General features: G+C 69.1%; 20 protein-coding genes. 1 reads left to right on the forward strand and 19 read right to left on the reverse strand.

From position 1 onward, the window contains the following. Positions 1-2 precede the first annotated feature (2 nt). Positions 3-1,268 (forward strand): sensor histidine kinase, encoded by a 1,266-nt coding sequence (locus ACFJGU_RS20435; RefSeq protein ID WP_382306128.1) that lies wholly within the window; start codon positions 3-5, stop codon positions 1,266-1,268. An 11-nt stretch (positions 1,269-1,279) separates the two neighbouring features. Here ACFJGU_RS20435 and ACFJGU_RS20440 read toward each other — a convergent pair whose 3' ends face one another. From ACFJGU_RS20440 to mraZ, 19 genes are all read right to left on the reverse strand, one after another. Next, positions 1,280-2,200, reverse strand: coding sequence for an RluA family pseudouridine synthase (locus tag ACFJGU_RS20440; protein ID WP_382306130.1), 921 nt, complete (start codon positions 2,198-2,200; stop codon positions 1,280-1,282). Next, positions 2,200-2,787 carry a signal peptidase II gene (gene lspA, locus ACFJGU_RS20445; RefSeq protein ID WP_382306131.1) on the reverse strand — a complete coding sequence of 196 codons (588 nt, stop codon included), beginning with the start codon at positions 2,785-2,787 and terminating at the stop codon, positions 2,200-2,202. The genes ACFJGU_RS20440 and lspA overlap by 1 nt, the downstream gene beginning before the upstream one ends. Continuing rightward, on the reverse strand, positions 2,777-3,409 hold the full coding sequence (locus tag ACFJGU_RS20450; protein WP_382306133.1) for a DivIVA domain-containing protein: 633 nt from the start codon (positions 3,407-3,409) through the stop codon (positions 2,777-2,779). Before ACFJGU_RS20450 ends, lspA begins: the two co-directional genes overlap by 11 nt. A 127-nt stretch (positions 3,410-3,536) precedes the next feature. After that, positions 3,537-3,842, reverse strand: coding sequence for a YggT family protein (locus ACFJGU_RS20455; RefSeq protein ID WP_382306134.1), 306 nt, complete (start codon positions 3,840-3,842; stop codon positions 3,537-3,539). Between the two features lie 7 nt (positions 3,843-3,849). Next, positions 3,850-4,341 (reverse strand): cell division protein SepF, encoded by a 492-nt coding sequence (locus tag ACFJGU_RS20460; RefSeq protein ID WP_382306136.1) that lies wholly within the window; start codon positions 4,339-4,341, stop codon positions 3,850-3,852. Positions 4,342-4,379: 38 nt separating this feature from the next. After that, positions 4,380-5,069: a YggS family pyridoxal phosphate-dependent enzyme gene (locus ACFJGU_RS20465; RefSeq protein WP_382306138.1), complete on the reverse strand. Its 690-nt coding sequence runs from the start codon at positions 5,067-5,069 to the stop codon at positions 4,380-4,382. Positions 5,070-5,076: 7 nt separating this feature from the next. Then, on the reverse strand, positions 5,077-6,285 hold the full coding sequence (gene ftsZ, locus ACFJGU_RS20470) for a cell division protein FtsZ (protein ID WP_382306140.1): 1,209 nt from the start codon (positions 6,283-6,285) through the stop codon (positions 5,077-5,079). A gap of 146 nt (positions 6,286-6,431) precedes the next feature. Then, on the reverse strand, positions 6,432-7,775 hold the full coding sequence (locus ACFJGU_RS20475) for an FtsQ-type POTRA domain-containing protein (RefSeq protein ID WP_382306142.1): 1,344 nt from the start codon (positions 7,773-7,775) through the stop codon (positions 6,432-6,434). Next, positions 7,772-9,202 (reverse strand): UDP-N-acetylmuramate--L-alanine ligase, encoded by a 1,431-nt coding sequence (gene murC, locus ACFJGU_RS20480; protein ID WP_382306144.1) that lies wholly within the window; start codon positions 9,200-9,202, stop codon positions 7,772-7,774. The genes ACFJGU_RS20475 and murC overlap by 4 nt, the downstream gene beginning before the upstream one ends. A gap of 46 nt (positions 9,203-9,248) precedes the next feature. Then, positions 9,249-10,346 (reverse strand): undecaprenyldiphospho-muramoylpentapeptide beta-N-acetylglucosaminyltransferase, encoded by a 1,098-nt coding sequence (murG, locus tag ACFJGU_RS20485; RefSeq protein WP_382306145.1) that lies wholly within the window; start codon positions 10,344-10,346, stop codon positions 9,249-9,251. Next, a complete protein-coding gene (gene ftsW, locus ACFJGU_RS20490) occupies positions 10,343-11,581 on the reverse strand; it encodes a putative lipid II flippase FtsW (RefSeq protein ID WP_382306147.1) in 1,239 nt (412 codons plus the stop codon). The genes murG and ftsW overlap by 4 nt, the downstream gene beginning before the upstream one ends. Continuing rightward, positions 11,541-13,097: a UDP-N-acetylmuramoyl-L-alanine--D-glutamate ligase gene (gene murD, locus ACFJGU_RS20495; protein WP_382306149.1), complete on the reverse strand. Its 1,557-nt coding sequence runs from the start codon at positions 13,095-13,097 to the stop codon at positions 11,541-11,543. Before murD ends, ftsW begins: the two co-directional genes overlap by 41 nt. Beyond that, entirely contained in the window at positions 13,094-14,188 is a 1,095-nt protein-coding gene (mraY, locus tag ACFJGU_RS20500) for a phospho-N-acetylmuramoyl-pentapeptide-transferase (RefSeq protein ID WP_382306150.1), read from the reverse strand. Before mraY ends, murD begins: the two co-directional genes overlap by 4 nt. Next, on the reverse strand, positions 14,185-15,627 hold the full coding sequence (murF, locus tag ACFJGU_RS20505) for a UDP-N-acetylmuramoyl-tripeptide--D-alanyl-D-alanine ligase (RefSeq protein WP_382306152.1): 1,443 nt from the start codon (positions 15,625-15,627) through the stop codon (positions 14,185-14,187). Before murF ends, mraY begins: the two co-directional genes overlap by 4 nt. 3 nt (positions 15,628-15,630) lie before the next feature. Then, the gene (locus ACFJGU_RS20510; protein ID WP_382306154.1) at positions 15,631-17,223 is read right to left on the reverse strand and encodes a Mur ligase family protein; all 1,593 of its coding nucleotides are present in this window, start codon (positions 17,221-17,223) and stop codon (positions 15,631-15,633) included. Between the two features lie 14 nt (positions 17,224-17,237). Then, entirely contained in the window at positions 17,238-19,022 is a 1,785-nt protein-coding gene (locus ACFJGU_RS20515; RefSeq protein ID WP_382306156.1) for a peptidoglycan D,D-transpeptidase FtsI family protein, read from the reverse strand. Positions 19,023-19,058: 36 nt separating this feature from the next. Continuing rightward, a complete protein-coding gene (locus ACFJGU_RS20520) occupies positions 19,059-19,661 on the reverse strand; it encodes a hypothetical protein (RefSeq protein ID WP_382306158.1) in 603 nt (200 codons plus the stop codon). After that, complete coding sequence (rsmH, locus tag ACFJGU_RS20525) at positions 19,658-20,626, reverse strand: 16S rRNA (cytosine(1402)-N(4))-methyltransferase RsmH (protein ID WP_382306160.1); 969 nt, start codon at positions 20,624-20,626, stop codon at positions 19,658-19,660. The genes ACFJGU_RS20520 and rsmH overlap by 4 nt, the downstream gene beginning before the upstream one ends. Before the next feature lie 104 nt (positions 20,627-20,730). Continuing rightward, positions 20,731-21,162, reverse strand: coding sequence for a division/cell wall cluster transcriptional repressor MraZ (gene mraZ, locus ACFJGU_RS20530; RefSeq protein ID WP_382306162.1), 432 nt, complete (start codon positions 21,160-21,162; stop codon positions 20,731-20,733). Between the last annotated feature and the right edge of the window lie 136 nt (positions 21,163-21,298).

Here is a 21,298-nt window from a genome sequence, read left to right on the forward strand (position 1 = left end):
GCATGCGGTCGTCTGCGCGTCGGTCCGGTGGCCGCCCGGACGACGACCTCCGCCGTGCCGCGCTCCGTCTCACGGCCCAGTTCACCGCTCTCGTGCTGATCCTCCTCGCTGTCGTCGGCGGGATCGTCTTCGCCATCGTGGCCAAAAGCGTGGCCGAATCGAACGAGCGGGCCCTCGTGGCAGCCACCCAGATCGATTCCGCCCAGGATGCCCCGAACGGCACCTTCGTCACGATCGTGGACGCGCACGACGGCGGACAGGTGATGACGGCCCCCGGGATGCCGGACGACCTCCTCGACACCGCGGCGCTCCAGTCGGTGGCTGCGGGCGGTGGGGACGTGCGGTCGGAGCGGACGGTGGACGGGCGGCGTTATCTGCTGCTCACCACGTCCTCGACGGGCGACCGCAACCACGACCGTGTCGTGCAGGTCGCTCTCGATGAGCACGAGAGCGCCGAAGAACTGACGCGCCTCGCCACCGCTCTGCTGATCGCCGCCGGGGTGGCGGCCGTGCTCGCCTTCGTGGCCGCCTATGTGATGGCCCGCCGAGCGATTCGCCCGCTCGCCGAGGCGCTCGCGTTGCAGCGTCGTTTCGTGGCGGACGCCAGCCATGAGCTGCGCACCCCGCTCACCCTCCTGAGCACCCGCGCCCAGCTGCTCAAGCGACGAGGGCGGTCCGGTCTGCCGGACGACGTCACCGCGTCGGTCGAGGAGATCGTGACCGACACCCGAGCCCTCACCGAGATCCTCGACGACCTGCTCATCGCCGCCGATCCGAGAAGCGTCGCCGAGCCGACGGATGTCGACGTCGCCGAGGTCGCCGACGAAGCCGTCGCGCTCCTCCGCGACGACGCCCACGCGCGAGGCCTCGCTCTGAGTCGCTCGGGCGGCGCGGACCCAGTGGTGGTGAGCGGATCGCGAGCCGCCCTGCTCCGACTCGTGATCGCCCTGGCGAACAACGCCCTCGACCACGCCCGCGGAACCGTCGACGTCGACGTCACCACGGCGGGAACATGGGCGGTCCTGCGGGTGTCCGACGACGGGCCGGGCTTCAGCCCGGAGATCGCCGCGAACGCGTTCGAGCGCTTCGCGAGCGGTCGCGCCGCCGGGTCATCCGAGGCCGAAGGAAGCCGCCACTACGGACTGGGACTGTCCATCGTCGCCGAGATCACCCGGCGGCACCACGGAACGGTGACGATCGATCGATCCGCGCCGGGCGGCGCGGTCGTCTGCTCAATCCCCCTGGCCGCGCCAGCGCGCGGGCGCTGACGCAGAGCGGTTCAGTCGGCCGCGACGACGTCGAGCGCGTGCTGCAGGTCGGCCGGGTAATGGCTCTCGAACGAGACGTATTCACGCGTCTCCGGATGCACGAACCCCAGCCGCATCGCGTGCAGCCACTGTCGCGTGAGGCCGAGCCGAGCCGACAGCACGGGGTCGGCCCCGTACATCGTGTCGCCGCAGCACGGATGCCGCTGGGCCGCCATGTGCACCCGGATCTGGTGCGTACGCCCGGTCTCGAGGTGGATCTCGAGCAATGTGGCCGCACGGAAGGCCTCGAGCGTCTCGTAGTGCGTCACCGACGGCTTGCCCGCAGCCGTGACCGCGAACTTCCAGTCCGACTTCGGATGCCGCCCGATGGGAGCGTCGATCGTGCCCGCGAACGGGTCGGGATGCCCCTGCACGAGTGCGTGGTAGATCTTGTCGACCTCGCGGTCGTGGAAGGCGCGCTTCAGCCAGGTGTAGGCCGCCTCGGACTTCGCGACCACCATGAGGCCGCTGGTGCCGGCATCCAACCGGTGCACGATTCCTGCCCGCTCGGCCGCGCCGCTGGTGGCGATGCGGTATCCGGCGCCGGCCAGCGCACCGAGCACGGTCGGTCCGTCCCAGCCGACCGAGGGATGCGCGGCGACGCCCACGGGCTTGTCGACCACGATGATGCTGTCGTCGTCGTAGACCACCGTCAGTTCGGGCACGATCACGGGCACGATCTGCGGTTCCTCCCGCGGCGACCACTCGACCGAGAGCCAGGTGTCGCGGCGCAGCTTGTCCGACTTACCGACCGTGCGACCGTCGACCGTCACTCCCCCGGCGTCGACGACCTCGGCGGCGAAGGTCCGCGAGAATCCGAGCAGCTTGGCGATGCCGGCGTCGACCCGGGCGCCGTCGAGTCCGTCGGGAACGGGGAGAGTGCGCGATTCCATCAGACCTGCTCGCGCTTGTCGGTGGGTTCCGTCGGCGCGTCCTCGGCCGTCGCCTCGGGCTCGCCGGCCTTCTGACCCACGTGCCGCGTGCCGTCGAGGCCGACGCCGCGGATCGTCAGGATGAGGAACAGCACCATCGCTGCGGTGATCGATACGTCGGCGAGATTGAAGATGGCGGGCAGCAGCGGAATGGTGATGAAGTCGATCACGTGACCGACGCCGAATCCGGGCTCCTTGAACAGCCGGTCGATCAGGTTCCCGATCGTTCCGCCGAGCAGCAGACCGAACACGACGGCCCAGGCGAGGGAGCGGATGCGCCGCGCGAACCAGACGATGAAGACGGTGACGGCGGCCGCGAGGATCGAGAAGATCCAGGTGTAGGCGTTTCCGATCGAGAACGCGGCGCCGGAGTTCTTCACAAAGTGAAATTGGATGAGGTCGCCCACGACGGGGACGACCTCACCCAATTCAAGATTCTGGACGACCAGAAGCTTCGTGATCTGATCGAGGACGATCGACGCTGCTGCGACGGCCGCCAGGACGATCAGGACCCGGGGACGAACTCTCGAACGTTCCCTATCCGCCAAAACCGCTGAAGCTCGACGACGGGCTCTTCTCGCTGTCGACGCTCGAGGAGGTGAGATCCTTCAGCTGGTCTTCGATGTAGGTCTTCAGACCCGCACGGTAGTCCTTCTCGAAGGTGCGCAGCTCGTCGATGCGGTGCTCGATGCCGGCCTTCTCCTGGTTGAGGCGAGCCAGCTCGTTGCGCTGCTTCGTCTCGGCCTCGGCCACGATGCGGGCGGCGGTGGCGTGACCCTCGGCGATGAGGGCATCGCGCTTGTCGGCGCCTTCCTTGACGTGCTCGTCGTGCAGGCGGCGCGCCAGCTGCAGGAGGTTCGTGGTGGAGCCAGCCTCATCCTCGATGTCGGAACCCGTGGTGGCGGCGACGGGCGCCGGAACCTCGGCGACGGGCGCGGGGGACTCGACGACCTCTTCGACGACCACGGCGGCCTCGGCCGGCGCGGCGGCGGCCACGGGGGCTCCCCCGGACTCGAGCTGAGCCTTCAGCTCCTCGTTCTCCTGCGTCAGACGGCGAAGCTCGACCACGACCTCGTCGAGGAAGTCATCGACCTCGTCCTGGTCGTAACCTTCACGGAACTTGGTCTGAGAAAATCTCTTGTTAACAACATCTTCCGGAGTTAACGCCATGGTTTTCCACCCTTATTGCTTGACAACAGTGATAACGCGTTGCTAACCGTAGCAACATTCCCGACGAACATCCCGTGAACGGGACGATCAGTTTGAGGAGCCGTTGTGTTCAGGATACATGGGCACCCTATTGGGAGCGCACGAATCCGGCCACCGAGAGCGCGATGATGACGATGAGCATCACGATGCTCCACCCGAAATCGAGGGAGATCGCGCCCACTCGAAGCGGCGGGATGACGCGACGGAAGAACCGGATCGGCGGATCGGTGACCGTGTAGGTCACCTCGGCCAGCACCAGGAGGGCCCCGGCCGGCCGCCAGTCACGGCGGACCGTCCGGACGAGGTCCAGGATGAACCGGCCCCACATCAGGAAGAAGTACAGCAGCAGCGCGAAATAGACGACGGTCGCGATGATGGTGACGAGTGAACCCACTCAGCAATTATGACTGGACGAAGAAGGAAGATTCTGCGCGAGCCTCACCGGCGGCGTCTCCGGAGACGGAGACGTGCGACGGCGAGAGCAGGAACACCTTGCTCGTGACGCGCTCGATCTTGCCGTAGAGACCCTGCGAGAGGCCGCCGGCGAAGTCGATCAGGCGGCGCGCATCGGCATCCGTCATCTGCGACAGATTGATGATCACCGGGATGCCTTCACGGAAGTTTTCGGCGATGACCTGGGCGTCCTTGTACTGCTTGGGGTGGACGGTGAGGATCTCATTCATTTCAGCAGGAGCCACATTCTTCGGGTGCGAGGTCTTGCGGAGCGGCGTGACCGGCGCGCGGTTCGCAACCGGCGCCGCGGAGACGGTCGCCTGAGGGTGCGGATGCGGCACAGGAGCCACGGGCGCGGCCTGAGCGGGCGCCTCGTCGTATTCGAGTTCTTCGTCGGCGAGACCCAGGTAAACCATGGTCTTGCGCAGTGGGTTTGCCATGCGAACCTCCGGTAGCGGTAACTTTTCCTACCCCGAGATTAAGCGCGCTCGGGCCGGTTTCCCGTGATTGCGGTGCCAATGCGGAGGTGTGTCGCGCCTTCGGCGATCGCTTCGCGGAAGTCGTGCGACATCCCGGCCGAGATCGCGGTCGCACCGGGCACGGCGCGCGCCACGGCCTCACCGAGTTCGCGGAGGCGCGCGAAGGCGGGGCGGGGCTCCTCGCCGAGCGGGGCGACACCCATCACGCCGAGGAGTCGCAGTCCGTCGGCCGCGGCGATCGCGTCGGCGAGCGCCGGCACCTCGGAGGGCTGCGCTCCCCCGCGTTCGGGATCGTCGGTGAGGTTGACCTGCAGGAAGCAGTCGATCGGCGGAGCGCCGGCCGCCAGGGCCGCCACCAGCGGCTCGCGGTCGATCGAGTGGATGACGCGGGCGTACTCGCGCACCTGACGGGCCTTCTTGGTCTGCAATTGCCCGATGAAATGCCAGCGGAGGTCGAGAGCGGCCAGCTCGGCCGCCTTCTCGCGCGCCTCCTGGTGCCGGTTCTCCCCGAAGTCGCGCACCCCGAGCGCGTGGAGCTCGCGCACCAGGGACGCCGGATGGAACTTCGTCACCACGATCGTGGTGAGGGCGGCCGGATCGCGACCCGCCTCGCGGGCGGCGTCGTCGATCCGGCCGGTCACCTCGGAGAGGCGCTCGGCCAGCGACGCGCCGCCCGGGAGCTCGGTCACGCGCGGTCTACTTCAGGAAGTCGGGGACGTCCAGGTCGGCGTCGTCGTCTTCGGAGGCGGGGTCGAGCGCCACCGTGCCGGTGAGCCCGAGGTCGCTCGCGGGCGACGACCAGTGCTGCTGCGGAGCGGCCGCCTCTTCGACGGGCTCGGCCTTCTGCTCACGGCGGAGCGTCGCCGTGGCGGTGCCGCCGCGACCGAAGGGGTCGTTCTCCTCCGGTGCCGCCACGAACCCACCGCGGCGGGTGTCACCGGCCACCTGCGGGTTCGGGTCTCCGCCGTCGAACCCGGCGGCGATGACGGTCACCCGCACCTCGTCTCCCAGGGTGTCGTCGATGACCGCACCGAAGATGATGTTGGCCTCGGGGTGCACGGCATCCTGAACCAGCTTGGCGGCGTCGTTGATCTCGAAGATGCCGAGGTTCGAGCCACCCTGGATCGAGAGCAGCACGCCGTGCGCGCCGTCGATCGAGGCCTCCAGCAGCGGCGAGGCCACGGCGAGCTCGGCCGCCTTGATGGCGCGGTCCGCGCCTCGCGACGAGCCGATACCCATGAGAGCCGAACCGGCGCCCTGCATGACCGACTTGACGTCGGCGAAGTCGAGGTTGATGAGGCCAGGGGTGGTGATGAGGTCGGTGATGCCCTGCACACCGGCGAGCAGCACCTGGTCCGCCGTGGAGAAGGCCTCGAGCATCGAGATGCCTCGGTCGCTGATCTCCAGCAGCCGGTCGTTCGGCACCACGATGAGGGTGTCGACCTCGTTCTTCAGGGTGGCCACACCGTCTTCGGCCTGGGCCGCGCGACGCTTGCCCTCGAAGCCGAAGGGCTTGGTGACGACACCGATGGTGAGGGCGCCGATCGACTTGGCGATGCGGGCGACGACGGGGGCACCACCGGTACCGGTTCCGCCGCCTTCACCGGCCGTCACGAACACCATGTCGGCCCCGGCGAGGGCCTCCTCGATCTCCTCGGCGTGGTCCTCGGCGGCGCGACGGCCCACCTCGGGGTCGGCACCGGCGCCGAGCCCGCGGGTGATCTCACGACCCACGTCGAGTTTGACGTCGGCGTCGCTCATCAGCAGCGCCTGGGCATCCGTGTTGATGGCGATGAACTCGACTCCGCGAAGACCGAGCTCGATCATGCGGTTCACGGCGTTCACGCCGCCGCCGCCGATGCCGACGACCTTGATTACGGCTAGGTAGTTCTGGTTTGAAGTCACGTCCGGCCTCCGCTGGTCTTCAAGGGGCTGAAACCTTAAAGTTCAACTTGAAAGTTAAAGTTATTCCGAGTATGTATTTCCTAGGAATGAACCTAGGCGACGATGCGCGGACCATCCCCGACGCCGCGCCGCGTGTCGCGATCGGATCAGCGGATCACGGGACTCTGCGGGCTCGAGACGTCGTACTCCACCGGCAGCGACGGGTCTTGGGTGGCGATCAGCCGCTCCAGGATGCGGGCCTTGAGCGCGGAGTCGTCGGCATCGCCCCAGACCACGCGCTGGCCCGCGCCCGTGAACACCATCGTCACGCTGTCCGGCGTTGTACCGGCGATGCGGTCGACCTGGGCGATCAGGGCGTCCGGCAACGACATCAGCACGGCGGCCGCCGCACGGAAGCCCGCGCTGCCGATCTCGGTTCCGGTGAGGTCGAGCACGGGGAAGCCCGGGATGCGCTCGGGCGACTGCTGCACGGTCACCCCGGCGGCGTCGATGAGATTGAACCCGGCGTCGTTCTGCACCTGCGCCACGGGCCGGCGCTCGACGATCCGCACCGCGAGGGTGTCTGGCGGTCGCGCCTCGACCGAGTACGACTCGATGTAGGGGAACTGGGCGAGATCGCGCTCGATCGCGCCGTAGTCGACCAGGGCCAGCGGGCGGCCGAGCTGGTCGTCGAGGGCGGTGGTGACCGTCGTGGGATCGAGGCGGGTGAGGCCCTCGACCGCCACCGTACGCACCGCGAGGAGAGGCGAGTAGGCGGCGAGCAGCACCACCACCACGAGGGCGGCGACGGAGGCGCCCGAGATGAGCCAGGCCATGCGGCGGCGCCGCGAGCGCTGGGTGAAGCGGCGGGCTTCCGCCTTCTCGTAGCGTCGGCGCTCCTTGACGGCGGTGCGGAGTGTCGACTGAGCGCGATTGTGCCCCTGGGTTCGGGTGAGCGCCGTGTCCTCGGTCCGTGCGGCCGAGGTGGTGCCGGACGGGATCGTCGCGCTCGCACCGGTCGGACTGTCGGCCTTCGAGCGCGACTTCCTGCCGAGCGGGACCGTCGCATTCGCGTCCGCCGCCCTATCGGGCTTCGAGCGCGACTTCTTACCGACGGGGACCGTGGGGTTCGCGTCAGCCGGGCTGGAGGCTGACGGCGTCGGATCGTTCGCGTCGCGCTCGGGCGTCGTCCACCAAGGGGCCGCATCGGTGCGCCGGGGCGGACGGGCCGGAGGCGGGGTCTGCGTGGCGCGGGGCGACGCGAGTGGGACGGAGGGACCCGCCCCGGAGCGCGAGCTGCGCGCCGACGCGGGCAGCGGATCGATCGGAGCCGTCTCCGCGTCGCGCACGTCGATGGGTGCGCGGCTGCCGGCCGGCTTGCTCCGGCCCTCCGTGGCCGGGGACGCGGGTGCCTGCTTCTTGGCCTTACCGCGCGCCGGACGACCCGCGGGAGCCGGAGGATCGACCGGCGGCGGGGGCGGAGGCGGGGTGATTCCCGGTGGTCGCTTCACTCTCCTCCCGCACCCGCACGGGAGGACGACGCGGCCGAGACCTGCTCGAGCGACTCGAGCAGCTGCGGCACGATGAGGTTCACGTCGCCGCAACCCAGGGTGATCACGAAGTCCCCGGGCTGGGCGTACGACGCCATGAAGTCGGCGGCGCGCTGCCAGTCATCGATGTAGGTCACGTGCGACGGATCGGCGAACCGCGAGGAGACCGTCTCACCGGTCACCCCCGGGATCGGGTCTTCGCGCGCTCCGCACACGTCGAGCACGATGGTGAAGTCGGCGGTGCGCTCGAGGGTCTCGGCGAACTCCCCCGCCATCAGCTGGGTGCGACTGTAGAGGTGCGGCTGGTGCACGGCGATGATGCGTCCTTCGCCCACCACGGTGCGGGCGGCCGTGAGCGCCGCGTCGACCTCGGTGGGGTGGTGCGCGTAGTCGTCATAGACGCTCACGCCGCCGACGGTGCCGTGGAGTTCGAACCGGCGGCCGGTGCCCCCGAACGAGCCCACGGCGGCGATGGCCGCATCCGGAGCGAAGCCCAGCCCCACGAGCACGGCCACGGCTCCCGCGGCGTTGATGGCGTTGTGGTGGCCGGGCACGCGAAGCACGCCCGGGTAGCTCACGCCCTCGTGATCGATGACGTACCGCACAGGGCCCGAGGTGTCGATGGAGTGCACCCGGAAGTCGGCGTCGGATGCCTCGCCGAAGGTGAGCACGCGCGGGTGCGACACGCGCGACGACACCCGCAGCGCTCCGGCGTCGTCGGAGGAGATGACCACGAGTTCCGAGGAGGCGTCGGCGAAGCGCACGAACGCATCCTCCACCGCTTCCACCGAGCCGTAGTGATCGAGGTGGTCGGGGTCGACGTTGGTGATCAGCGCCACCGCCGTGTCGTAGAGGAGGAACGAGCCGTCGGATTCGTCGGCCTCCACCACGAAGATCTCGCCGTCGCCGAGAGCTGAGCTGGTGCCGAGCTCGGAGATGACCCCGCCGTTCACGAACGACGGCTCCTGCTCGAGTTCGAGCAGCGCGGTCACGATCATGCCGGTCGACGTCGTCTTGCCGTGCGCTCCCGCCACCGCGATGAGCCGCTGCTTGTTCACCAGCCAGGCGAGCGCCTGCGACCGGTGCAGCACCGTGAGCCCGCGCTCCTGGGCGGCCAGGTACTCGGGGTTGTCGGCCCAGAGCGCACTCGTCACCACGAGGGTGTCGGCGTCGCCGATGTTGGCGGCGTCGTGCCCCACGGTCACCGGGATGCCGAGGGCGCGCAGTTTGGCCGCGGTCTTCGAGTCGCTGCGGTCGGAACCGGTGACGGTGAGACCGGATGCCTTGAACAGGCGGGCGATTCCGCTCATGCCCGCACCGCCGATGCCCACGAAGTGCACGGCGCCGAGGGTGTCGGGAATCTCGATCGAGAGGTCGGGCTTGATCACGGGTTCACACTCTTTCCAGGACGAACAGACCCGTACAACGTTACGCTCACGCAGCGGCCCCCTGGTTCAGGGCCCGGTCGATCAGGGCGACCAGCCGGGCGTCCGCATCCGGGATACCGACGCTCTTCGCCGCCGACGCCATGCCGGCGATGCGCTCGGTGTCCGCCAGCAGCGGAACGACCTCGCGGTCCACCCAGGCCGGAAGGAACTCGGCATCCGTCACCAGGATGGCGCCGCCCGCGTCGACGAGGTCACGCGCATTGTACCGCTGCTCGCCGTTGCCCACCGGGTATGGCACGAGGACTCCGGGCACGCCGACGACCGCGAACTCGCAGAGCGTCGAGGCGCCGGCGCGTGAGATCGCGAAGTCGGCCACGGCGAGGGCGAGGTCCATCCGGTCGCAGTACTCCAGGAAGACGTAGCCGGGCAGCTCCGGGTCGTCGACCTCGGAGCGGTTGCCCGCGATGTGCAGCACGTTCCAGCCGGCATGGAGGACGGCCAGGGCGGAGGCGTGCACGGTGGCGTTGATGCGGCGCGCACCGAGCGACCCGCCGGTCACCAAGAGGGTCGGTCGCGAGGCGTCGAGGCCGAAGAACTCGTGCGCGGCCGAGGCGGCCACGGCGCGCGCCGAGGGATCGGCCAGAGCCGTGACCTCCGAGCGCAGCGGCATCCCGGTGAGGACGGCGTGCGGAAGCGGCGTCGCCGCGAAGCTCACGCCCACCCAGGGTGAGAAGCGCGCGCCGAGACGGTTGGCGAGACCAGGCCGGGCGTTCGCTTCGTGGATGACGAAGGGCACACGCGCACGGCGCGCGGCCAGGTAGCCGGGAGCCGAGGCGTAGCCTCCGAACCCGACGACCGCGTCGATGCCGCGCGACCGGATGAGGTCGGTCACGGTCGCGATCGTGCGCCGGAACGCACCCGGGAAGCGCACCGCCGCCCCGTTCGGGCGCCGCGGGAACGGCAGCTTCGGGATGGTGACCAGTTCGTAGCCGCGAGCCGGCACGAGCCGCGCCTCGAGACCCTCGGCCGTGCCCAGCACGACGATCTCGGCGGAGGGATCGCGACGGCGCAGTTCGTCGGCCGTGGCGAGCAGCGGGTTGACGTGGCCCGCGGTGCCGCCTCCGGCGAGGAGATACCGGGTCATCGTCGCCGCGCGCTCTCGGAGGCGCTCGTCAAGGCGTTCTCGCGCGCGATGGAGAGAACGATGCCGATCGCCGCCAGGGTGGTGAGCAGGGCGGAACCGCCCGACGATATCAGGGGCAAGGGCACGCCGAGCACCGGAAGGACCCCGAGCACCACGGCGATGTTCACGAAGGCCTGACCGATCAGCCACACCATCACCGCCCCCGTCACGACCTTCGAGAACATGTCGTTCGACGAACGGATGATGCGGACGAACGCGATGGCCAGCGCGATGAACAGCAGCAGCACCACGATCGCGCCCACGAGTCCCAGCTCCTCGCCGATGATCGCGAAGATGTAGTCGTTGTCGGCCGCCGGCAGCCACGACCACTTGGCCTTGGAGTTGCCGAGCCCCACTCCGAACACGCCGCCACCGGCCAGCGCCCATTCGCCGTGCTGCGCCTGCCAGTCGGCGCCCTGGTAGTCGGCGCCCGATCCGTTGAAGAAGGACAGGATGCGGGTGGTGCGACTCTCGCTCGAGAAGGCGACCACGACGGCGATCAAGGCGCCCGCGATCACCGGGAGCACGAGCATCCGGAGCTTGATGCCGGCGAAGAAGAGCGCCCCGAACACGAGGCCGGCCATGATCATCACGGTTCCGAGGTCGCCGCCGAGGAGCACCAGGAGGATCGCGCCGCCCGCGACCGGGAGGATCGGGATGGCGACGTGCCCGAGCTTGCCGAGCAGCGCCTCCTTCTTGGCCAGGATGGCGCCCATCCAGATCACCAGCGCGAGCTTCACGAGCTCGGAGGGCTGGAAGGTGTAGCTGCCGATGGCGATCCAGTTGAGGTTGCCGCCCACCTCGTCGCCCAGGGGGGTGAACACGAGCAGCTGCACGCCGATCGCCACGAAGATGGCGAGCCAGGCCCAGCGTTTGAAGAAGCGGATCGGCAGGCGCGACACCACGAGCATGAGCGGGATGCCGATCAGCGCGAAGAGACCCTGCTTCCAGAACACGCCGAAGAAGCCCTGACGCTCGGTGAAGGAGTCGATCGAGCTCGACGACAGCACCATCACGAGGCCGAGCAGCACCAGGAAGAGGGTGGTGCCGAGCAGCAGGAAGTAGTTGCTCGACTCGGCAGTGAACACCTGGCCGAGCGAGATGCGGGCGGAGTGCCCGCTCGACGGAGCAGCCGGGCGCGTGCCCGCAGGGGGCCTACGGCCGAATCGAGGGAGAGTCCGGGAGGGTGTCGTCACCGTCAATACCTCCCACGTGCTTCCGCACCGCCTCCGCGAAACGCGTTCCTCGGTCGGCATAGTCTGCGAACTGGTCCATCGACGCCGCCGCCGGTGCCAGCAGCACCACGTCTCCGGGCCGGGCCGCGGCGGCCGCCAAGGCGACCGCTGCGGACATTACGTCACTAGTCTCTGCGTCGTCGACCTCGAACAGCGGCAGCTCCGGCGCGTGTCGCTGGAAAGACGCGAGCACTTCCGAACGGTCCACTCCGATCACCACGACGGCGCGCACCCGACTGGCCTCTCGGCCGGCTTCGGCGGCGACGGATGCCTGCACCAGCGGATCGATGTCGACCCCCTTCAAGAGGCCTCCGACCACCCACACGATCGACGGGTAGGCGCGCAGCGATGCCGCCGCCGCGTGCGGGTTCGTGGCCTTTGAGTCGTCGACCCAGGTGACTCCCCCCGCGGTCACGACGTGCTCGATGCGGTGCCGGTCGAGGGTGAACGACGCCAGCGCGGAACGGAGCGCCTCGATCGGCGCCCCGTAGCTGCGCGCGAGGGCGGAGGCGGCGAGCACGTCGGCGACGGTGTGCGGGGCGGCGAGTCCGCGCATCCGGAGTTCGTCCACCGTCACGATCTCGAGGGCCGCGTCGCGCCGGTCGTCGAGGAAGGCGCGGTCGCAGAGGATGCCGTCGACCACGCCGAAGTCGCTCGGCCCCGGAACACCGAGCCCGAAGCCGATGGCGCGGGCGCCCTCGACGACGTCGGCGTCCTCCACCATCCGCATCGTCCGTTCGTCGGCCTTGTTGTAGACGCAGGCCACCTGGGTGTTCGTGTAGACGCGGGCTTTCGCCGCCGCATACGCCTCGAAGGAGCCGTGCCAGTCGAGGTGGTCGTCGGCCACGTTCAACACCACGGAGGCGTAGGGCGACATGCTCGAGGTCGAGTGCAGCTGGTAGCTGGAGAGCTCCACCACGAGCACGTCGAACCCCTGCGGGTCGCGGATGGCGTCGAGCACCGGGATGCCGATGTTGCCGCAGGGTGCGACGCGGTTGCCCGCCGCGAGCAGCATCGACGCGGTGAGCTGCACGGTGGTGGTCTTGCCGTTCGTGCCCGTGACGGCGATCCAGTCGGCGGGCCGGCCATCAGGGCGCACGACTTTGTCGCGCAGGCGCCAGGCCAGCTCCACGTCGCCCCAGACCGGCGTACCGGCGCCCTGCGCCCAGACGATCAACGCGTCGTCGGGATGGTATCCGGGCGAGGCCACCACGAGCTCGGGCTCGAAGTCGGCGAGCTCGGCGGGAACCTCCCCGGCCGGTGCGAGCACGAGCTTCGCCCCGATCACGGGAACGAGATCCGCGTACTCCTTCTTAGCGCCCGCGGCGACCACGAGGACGGAGGCGCCCAGCTCGGTGAGCGTGTCGGCCACCGAGAATCCGGTGACGCCGAGTCCGAGCACGGCGACGCGGAGGCCCGACCAGTCGGCGTGCCAGCTGGTCAGCGACTCGGGGCGGGAGGCGGCGGCATCCGTCATCGGGACAGCCACTCGAGATAGAACGAGCCCACCGCGCCGGCCACGAACAGCCCCGCGATGATCCAGAAGCGCACCACGATGGTGACCTCGGCCCAGCCCTTCATCTCGAAGTGGTGGTGCAGGGGGCTGGCGCGCCAGATGCGTTTGCCCTTGGTGAGCTTGAAGTAGGTCAGCTGCACGGCCACCTGCCCGGCCACGATCACGAAGATGCCGCCGATCAGGATGAGCAGCAGCTCGGTGCGGGCGAGGATGGCGAGGGCGGCCAGCGCACCGCCGAGGGCGAGCGAGCCGGTGTCGCCGAGGAAGATCTTGGCCGGGTTGGTGTTCCACCAGAGGAAGCCGATCAGGGCTCCGACGATGGTGGCGGCCACCACGGCGAGATCGAGCGGGTCGCGCACGTCGTAGCACTTGTCGAGCACGTCGGTGTCGAGGGTGACGCTGGCGCAGCTCTGGTTGAACTGCCAGAACCCGATGATCACGAAGGAGCCGATGGCCAGGATGCTCGACCCCGGCGCGAGACCGTCGAGACCGTCGGTGAGGTTGACCGCGTTCGAGGTGGTCATGACCATGAGGCAGATCCACACCACGAAGGCGATGATGCCGAACACCAGGCCCCAGGAGAGGAAGTCGAACGGCAGGTCGCGGATGAAGGAGATCTGCGTGGAGGCCGGCGTCTCCCCCTGTTTGTTGGGGAACTGGATCGCGAGCAGCGCGAAGACGATGCCCACGATCACCTGGCCCACGATCTTCGCCACCGGGCTCAGGCCGAGACTGCGCTCCTTGTGCACCTTCATGAAGTCGTCGATGAAGCCGACGATGCCGAGCCCGGTCATGAGGAAGAGCACGAGGAGCCCGGAGACTGTGGGCGGTTCCTGGGTGAGCAACGCCGACACGAAGTAGCCGAACAGCACGGCGAGCAGGATGACGATGCCGCCCATCGTGGGCGTTCCGCGCTTCACGTGGTGGGCGTCGGGGGTGTCGACGTTGATGAACTGGCCCCAGGCGAGGCGCTTGAAGATGCGGATGAACACCGGCGTCAAGAAGAGCGAGAACGCCAGCGACAGCGAGGCGGAGGCGAGCAGGGTGATCATGCCGTCTCCTCCGCCAGAGAATGGGCCGCCGCGATGCGGTCGCCGAGGAAGCGGAGTCCGGCCGAGTTCGACGACTTCACCAGGATCAGGTCGTTGGGCCGGGTGTCGGCCTCGATCAAGGCGTAGGCCTCGTCGGCGGTCTCCACGAAGATCGCCTCGCCGCCCCACGAGCCCTCGTGCTCCGCGGCGAGGTGGATGGCGCGGGCGCCCTCGCCCACCACGATCAGGCGGTGGATGTTGAACCGCACCACCATCCGGCCGATGCGATCGTGCTCCTCGACGGAGTAGGAGCCGAGCTCGCTCATCTCGCCCAGCACGGCGGTGGTGCGCTGCTCGGGCGTCGCGATGAGCGCGACGGTCTTGAGGGCGGCGGCCATCGAATCCGGGCTGGCGTTGTAGGCGTCGTTGATCACGCGCACGCCGTCGCGGCCGCCCATCACCTCCATGCGCCAGCGCTCGGCGCGGGTGACCGATTCGAGCGCGGCGACGATGTCGACCGCGGGAACGCCGAGCACGTGGGCGGCGGCGGCAGCAGCGAGTGCGTTCATCACGTGGTGCTCGCCGAGCACGGCGAAACGCACGGTGTGCGCCGATCCGTCGGGCAGGTGCAGCACGAAGGAGGTGCCCGACGCGGTGGCGTCGATGTCGCTGGCCCGCACCGCGGCCGAGTCGGAGAGCCCGAACCAGAGCACCCGCGCGGCAGTCTTCTCGGCCATGCCGGCCACACGGGAGTCGTCGAGGTTGAGCACGGCGACATCCGTCGGCTCCAGGTCTTGCACCATCTCGGTCTTGGTGGCGAGGGTGGTCTCGATGCCGCCGAACTCGCCCGCGTGTGCGAGGCCGACGGTGAGCACCACGCCCACGTCGGGCTTCGCCATCCGGATCAGCCGGGTGATCTCCCCCTTGCCGCTCGCGCCCATCTCGGCCACGAGGAACCGGGTTCCGGTGGTCAGCTTCAGCATGGTGAGCGGAGCGCCGACCTCGTTGTTGAAGGAGTCGCGCGGCGCGACGGTCTCCCCCACCCGCTCGAGGATGGCGCGCAGGAGGTTCTTCGTGGTGGTCTTGCCGTTCGATCCGGTGATCCCCACGACGCGCAGGTCTCCGGATGCGCGCACCCGGGCCACGACATCGGTCGCGAAACACCCGAGCGCCAGCACGGAGTCGGTCACCACGACCTGGGGAACCGCGAGGTCGAAGACGTGCTCCACCACGACGAGCGCCGCGCCGGCCTCGACAGCCGAGCCCACGAAGCGGTGGCCGTCGTCGAATTCGCCGCGCTTGGCGACGAAGACGTCACCCTCGCCGATCAGGCGCGAATCGGTGTCGACCGTTCCGTTCACGACCGTGTCCGGGGAATACCCGGCGGCCGCCGCGGCATCGGTGATCACGAGTTCGCCCTGGAGCGCCTCCGCGATCTCGGTCAGAGTGAGATCGAGCATGTGTCAGAGCCATCCGTGTTCGTGCAGCGCGTTGCGTGCGTCGTCGCGGGCGGAATAGGGGATCCGCTCCCCCGCGACCTCGTGGTAGTTCTCGTGTCCGGGTCCGGCATAGAGGATCACGTCGCCGTCACCGGCGATCGAGAGGGCCTTCCGGAAGGCCGCGCGCGGGTCGGCGACCTCGTGGATCTCGCGCTCGGGAACCGCGGCGCGGGCCGCGTCGAGGAGCACCCGGCGGATCGCCGAGGGGTCTTCGTAGCGCGGGTGGAAATCGGTGATCACCACGGCATCCGCGAGCCGTGCCGCGATGGAGCCCATCTCCTCGCGCTTCGACGGGTCGCGATCGCCGTCGGCGCCGAAGAGCATGATGATGCGGCCGTCGGTGACCCGGCGGATCGACTCGAGGGTCGACGTGAAGGCGTCGGGGCTGTGGCCGTAGTCGATGTAGACGATCGGCCCACGCTCGCCGGAGATCTTCTCGGCGCGACCCGGGATGTAGACGTCGATGCCCGCCACGCGGCCCTCTTCGAGGCCGCGCTCGTGGCCCTCGTCGTCTTCGGAGGGCTCGTTGAGGGCGTGGGCGATGGCACCGAGGTCGAAGCCCGACTCCACCAGCATCACGATCGCGAGGGCGGCGTTGGCGGCCATGTAGCTGCCGAGGAGGGGCACCGAGGTGGAGAGCTCGCGCCGCTCGGGGCCGCGGAGGGTGAAGGCCGTGCGGTCGGCCGTCTCCTCGTCGATCGTCAAGGTCCACTCGGCGTCGGAGCCGGGGTCGGTCGAGATGGTGGTGAGCGGGATGCGCGACTCCTCCACCAGCCGGGCGCCCCACGGCCCGTCGACGATCACGACGCCGCGGCGGGCGCGATCGGGCTGGAACAGCTCGCGCTTGGCCTCGAAGTAGACGTCCATGGTCGCGTAGTCGTCGAGGTGGTCGTGCGTGAGGTTGGTGAACCCCACGACGTCGAAGACGATGCCGTCGACGCGGTGCTGAGTGATGGCCTGGGCCGAGACCTCGAGGATGACGGAGCGCACGTGCGCCTCGCGCATCCGGGCCAGCATGGCGTGGATCTCGGTGGCCTCGGGCGTGGTGAGCTTCGAGACGATGGTCACATCGCCGATCCGGCGCTCCGCCGTGGTGCTGAGCCCGGCGACGATGCCGAGCTGCCGGAGGATGGCCTCGAGCAGGTAGGCCACGCTGGTCTTGCCGTTGGTGCCGGTGACGCCGAACAGGGTCGGCGGCTCCTCGCGGGTGCGGTAGATCCACGCGGCCAGCTCGCCCAGCGCGAGGCGCGGCTCGGGGGTGACGATGATCGGCAGGCCCGACCCGGCCGCGAGCTCCACGCCCTCGGGGTCGGTGAGCACGGCGACGGCGCCGGCTTCTTTCGCGGCGTCGGCGAAGGCGGCTCCGTGGAACCGCTTCCCCTTCAGCCCCACGTAGAGGTCGCCGGGCATGACGTCGCGCGAGGAGATGGTGATGCCCGAGACGGTCTCGGAGACCGGCGTGCCGACCTGCTCGAAACCGAAGTCGTCGACCAGGTGCGGGAGCGACCGTGCGATCGGATGCTCCGGTCGGAGAGCCGAGGAACCCCGATCAGTCACTGGTCTCCTCGTGCTCAATACGTCGTGGGAAGGTCTGGCCCCGGAACGCCCGAAGGCAGTACCCGGTGTTCCTTCAGAACCTGCGACATGATCTTCTGGAAGACCGGTGCCGCCGCCAAACCGTTCTCAATGGTAACGGGCTTCGCGATGGTCACCGAAACGACGTACTGCGGGTCGTCGGCCGGAGCGAGTCCGGCGAGCGAGGTGATGTAGCTGTCGCCGTAGGCTCCCGACCCGTCGCTCATCTGCGCCGTTCCGGTCTTCGCAGCCACCCGGTAACCCGGGATCTGCAGGTCGGCGGAGGCGTATCCGCCGGTCGCCACCGTCTCCAGCATGTTGATCGTGTCGGTCGCGGCCTGCGGCGACACGACCTGCTCGCCGGTGGTGTCAGGAACCTGCGTCACGGTGCCGTCGGGCTGCTGGCATCCGGAGACCAGCTGCACGGGAAGGCGCACCCCGCCGTTGCCGAGGGCCTGGTAGACGCTCGCCATCTGCACGGCCGTTGTGGCGAGGCCCTGGCCGAAGGTGGTGGTGAGGTTGGTCTGGTCGTCCCACTCGTCCCACGGGTGCAGGATGCCGCCGGACTCGCCCGGGAAGCCCACCTCGCTCGAGGAACCGATGTGGAACTTGGTCATGTAGTCGAAGCGCTGCTGCGGGGAGAGGAGTTCGCCGAGCATCGCGGTTCCGGTGTTCGACGACTCCTGGATGACGCCGGCGAAGGTGAGTCGCAGCGGATCGACGTGGAACTCGCTGTCACGGGTCGACGCGCCGTTCGGGTCGGTGTAGACGTAGGGGGCCTCCACTTGGGTGCCGACGTTCGCGAGCCCGGCGTCGAGCACCGAGGCGGCGGTGAGCGCCTTGAAGGTCGATCCCGGCTCGAACGGCGCTTGGAAGGCGATCGAGCCGCGGTCTTCGGGAGCGGTCGCGTCGAGGTTGTTGGGGTCGACGCTCGGGTAGTCGGCCACGGCGAGCAGCTTGCCGGTTTTGACCTCCTGCACCACGACGGTGCCCCAGGCCGCGCCGGTCTCCTGCACCCGGGCGGCCAGCGCCTGCTGCGAGAACCACTGCAGATCGCTGTCGATGGTGAGCATCGCCGTGCCGCCGGGCTTGGCCTCGGTGGTGGTGACCGTGCTGCCCGGGATGGCGACGCCGTCGGCGCCCCGTTCGTAGGTCTGCACGCCGTCGGTGCCGGTGAGGCACTGGTTGTCGATCTGCTCGACGCCCGCGGTGCCGGTGGCCTCCCCTGCCTCGTCTTCGCCCATGAAGCCCACCACGCTGCCGGCGACGGCGCCGTTCGGGTAGGTGCGCACCGGGTTCGAGGAGTAGTAGAGCCACGGGATGCCGAGGTCGCGGATGGAGCGGAACGCGTCGACGTCGATCCCGCGCACCACGTAGGCGAAGTTCGAGGAGGGGTCGGCGGTGAGGATGCCGTAGACCTGGTCGGCCGTCTGGCCGGTGATCGCCGCGATCTCGCCGGCCGCCTGGGTGGGGGTGACCGTGGTGGTCTTCCCCGCGTCATCCGTTCGGTCGAAGTCGGTGACCGATTTCGGGGAGGCCGTGACGTCGTAGCGCAGCACCGTGGTGGCCAGCACCGTCCCGTCGTTGTCGACGATGTCGCCGCGCAGCCCGTAGGTGGTGGTCTGGGCCGACAGTTTGTCGAAGGATGCCGCATTCAGCGTGTCGGCCTGCACCACCTGGATGGTGACGAGGCGCACCACGAAGACGGCCACGACGGCCACCACCGCGAACACCGCCACGGCGGCTCGGCGACGGGTGCTGCGGCTGGCGGTTGCGTTCACGACGAGTTCTCCAGCTGGTACATCATGCGGGGGCGGTCACCGCGTGGTCGGAGAGGGAAGCGCACCCTGCCACGGTACGTCGGGCTGGGTCTCCGGGGCGGGAGGCGCGCTCGCGGCGCCCGTTCCGGCATCCGCTGCGGTCGCTCCCGCGACCGTCGGCGGGGCCAGGAGTGAGTTCGGCACGAGCGCCTGACCGCCCGTGACCGAAGTTCCGGCGGCCGCGACGGGGGAACCGAGGACGGCCCCGTCGGACAGGCGCAGGTAGACCGGCGCACTGTTGGTCACCATGCCGAGGGACTCGGCGCTCGCCGCGAGGTTCTGCGGCGAGGAGAGCTTGTCGAACTGCTCGGAGAGCACCTGGTTGCTGCGGTCGAGCTCCTTCTGCTGCGACTGCAGCGAGGAGATCTCGTACGCACCGTCGGAGAGGCCGATGGAGAGCAGCAGCTGGGTCACGACGATGGCGAGCACCCCGGTCACCACCACCGCGGCGTAGGCGATCTTCGGCCGCGCCCGCTTCTGGGTGCGGGTCGGCACGATCTCGATGTGCGGCGCGACCGGCGGCTCGAGGTAGGGCGTGGGGGCGGGTTCGGCCATGTTCGTGCGCGGTCGCGCCATGAAGGCGCCGGCCAGGTTCGTCATGCGATCCTCCTGATCTTCTCGGCTGCCCGGAGGCGGACGGGGATGGAACGCGGGTTGCGCGCGCGCTCCTCGTCGTCGGCGAGTTCGGCGCCGCGGACGAGGAGTTTGAGTTCGGGACGGTGTTGCGGCAGTTCGACGGGGAGCCCGGCCGGTGCGGTCGATGCCGCCCTGGCCTGGAACTCGCGCTTCACGATGCGGTCTTCGAGCGACTGGAACGCGAGCACCACGATCCGCCCACCGACGACGAGGGCGTCGATGGCCCGCGGGATGGCGCGTTCCAGCACGGCCAGCTCGGCGTTGACCTCGATGCGCAGTGCTTGGAAGACGCGCTTGGCGGGGTGGCCCGAGTGGGAGAACTTCGCGGGCGTCGCCGCCTGGATGATCTCGACCAGACGACCCGAGCGCAGGATCGGTCCGTTCGCCCGTTCGGAGACGATGCGCCGGGCGTAGCGGTCGGCGAGCTTCTCCTCGCCGTAGTCGCGGAAGATGCGGCGGAGGTCGGCCTCGGAATAGGTGGCGATGATCTCGGCGGCCGTGAACTCGGCCGTGTCGTCCATCCGCATGTCGAGCGGCGCATCCTTCGAGTAGGAGAATCCGCGATCGACCTGGTCGACCTGCATCGAGGAGATGCCGAGGTCGAAGAGGATGCCGTCGACCTCGTCGATGCCGAGGCTCTCGAGTGCCTCATCGATCTCGTCGTAGACGCAGTGCACGAGATCGATGCGGTCGGAGAAGGGTGCCAGCCGCTCCCCCGCGAGCCGAAGGGCGTTGGGGTCGCGGTCGAGCCCCACGAGGTGGAGTCCGGGGAAGGCGCGGAGGAAGGCCTCGGAGTGACCGCCGAGCCCGAGGGTGCAGTCGACCAGTATCGCGCCGGGCGCACCGAGGGCCGGCCCGAGCAGCTCGAGGGTGCGCTCGAGCATGACGGAGGTGTGGATCTCGTCGAAATCGGTGGGATGTTCGTCCATCGCTGTCCGGATTCTGCTTCGCAACCCCTGATCCCCATCCATTCCGACCTGGCACCGGGGAAGTGCGCCAGGGCGATGAACGGCTGGGAGTCAGGGGCGACGACTCAGAACAGGCCCGGGATCACCTCCTCGTCGGTCTCGGAGAAAGCGGCTTCCTGAGCCTCGAGGTAGGTGTTCCAGGCCTCGGCGTCCCAGATCTCGGCGCGACTGCCGGCCCCGATCACGACGAGGTCGCGGTCGAGGTTGGCGTAGGAACGGAGGGGCGCGGGCACCGTGACGCGGTGCTGCTTGTCGGGGGTCTCGGCGCTCGCGCCCGAGAGGAAGACGCGGAGGTAGTCGCGCGCCTGCTTGCTGGTGACCGGCGCCTGCCGGATCTTCTCGTGCAGCTCTTCGAACTCGCGGGTGGAGAACACGTAGATGCAGTTCTCCTGGCCGCGGGTCATGACGACTCCCCCGGCGAGTTCGTCGCGGAACTTCGCCGGCAGGATGATGCGCCCTTTTTCGTCGAGCTTGGGGGCATAGGTGCCAAGGAACATCACCCTCCCCTTACTCTTCCGGCCAGAATTGTGGGCTACGACTCCACTTTACTCCACTTCCCACCACCAAACAACGGAAGATGCGCTTTGGGCGCGTCGAGAGACCACAACAGGCCTGAAAACATGCGGATCTCAG

This window comes from Herbiconiux sp. UC225_62 (genome assembly GCF_042694625.1).
Taxonomy (GTDB): Bacteria; Actinomycetota; Actinomycetes; order Actinomycetales; family Microbacteriaceae; genus Herbiconiux.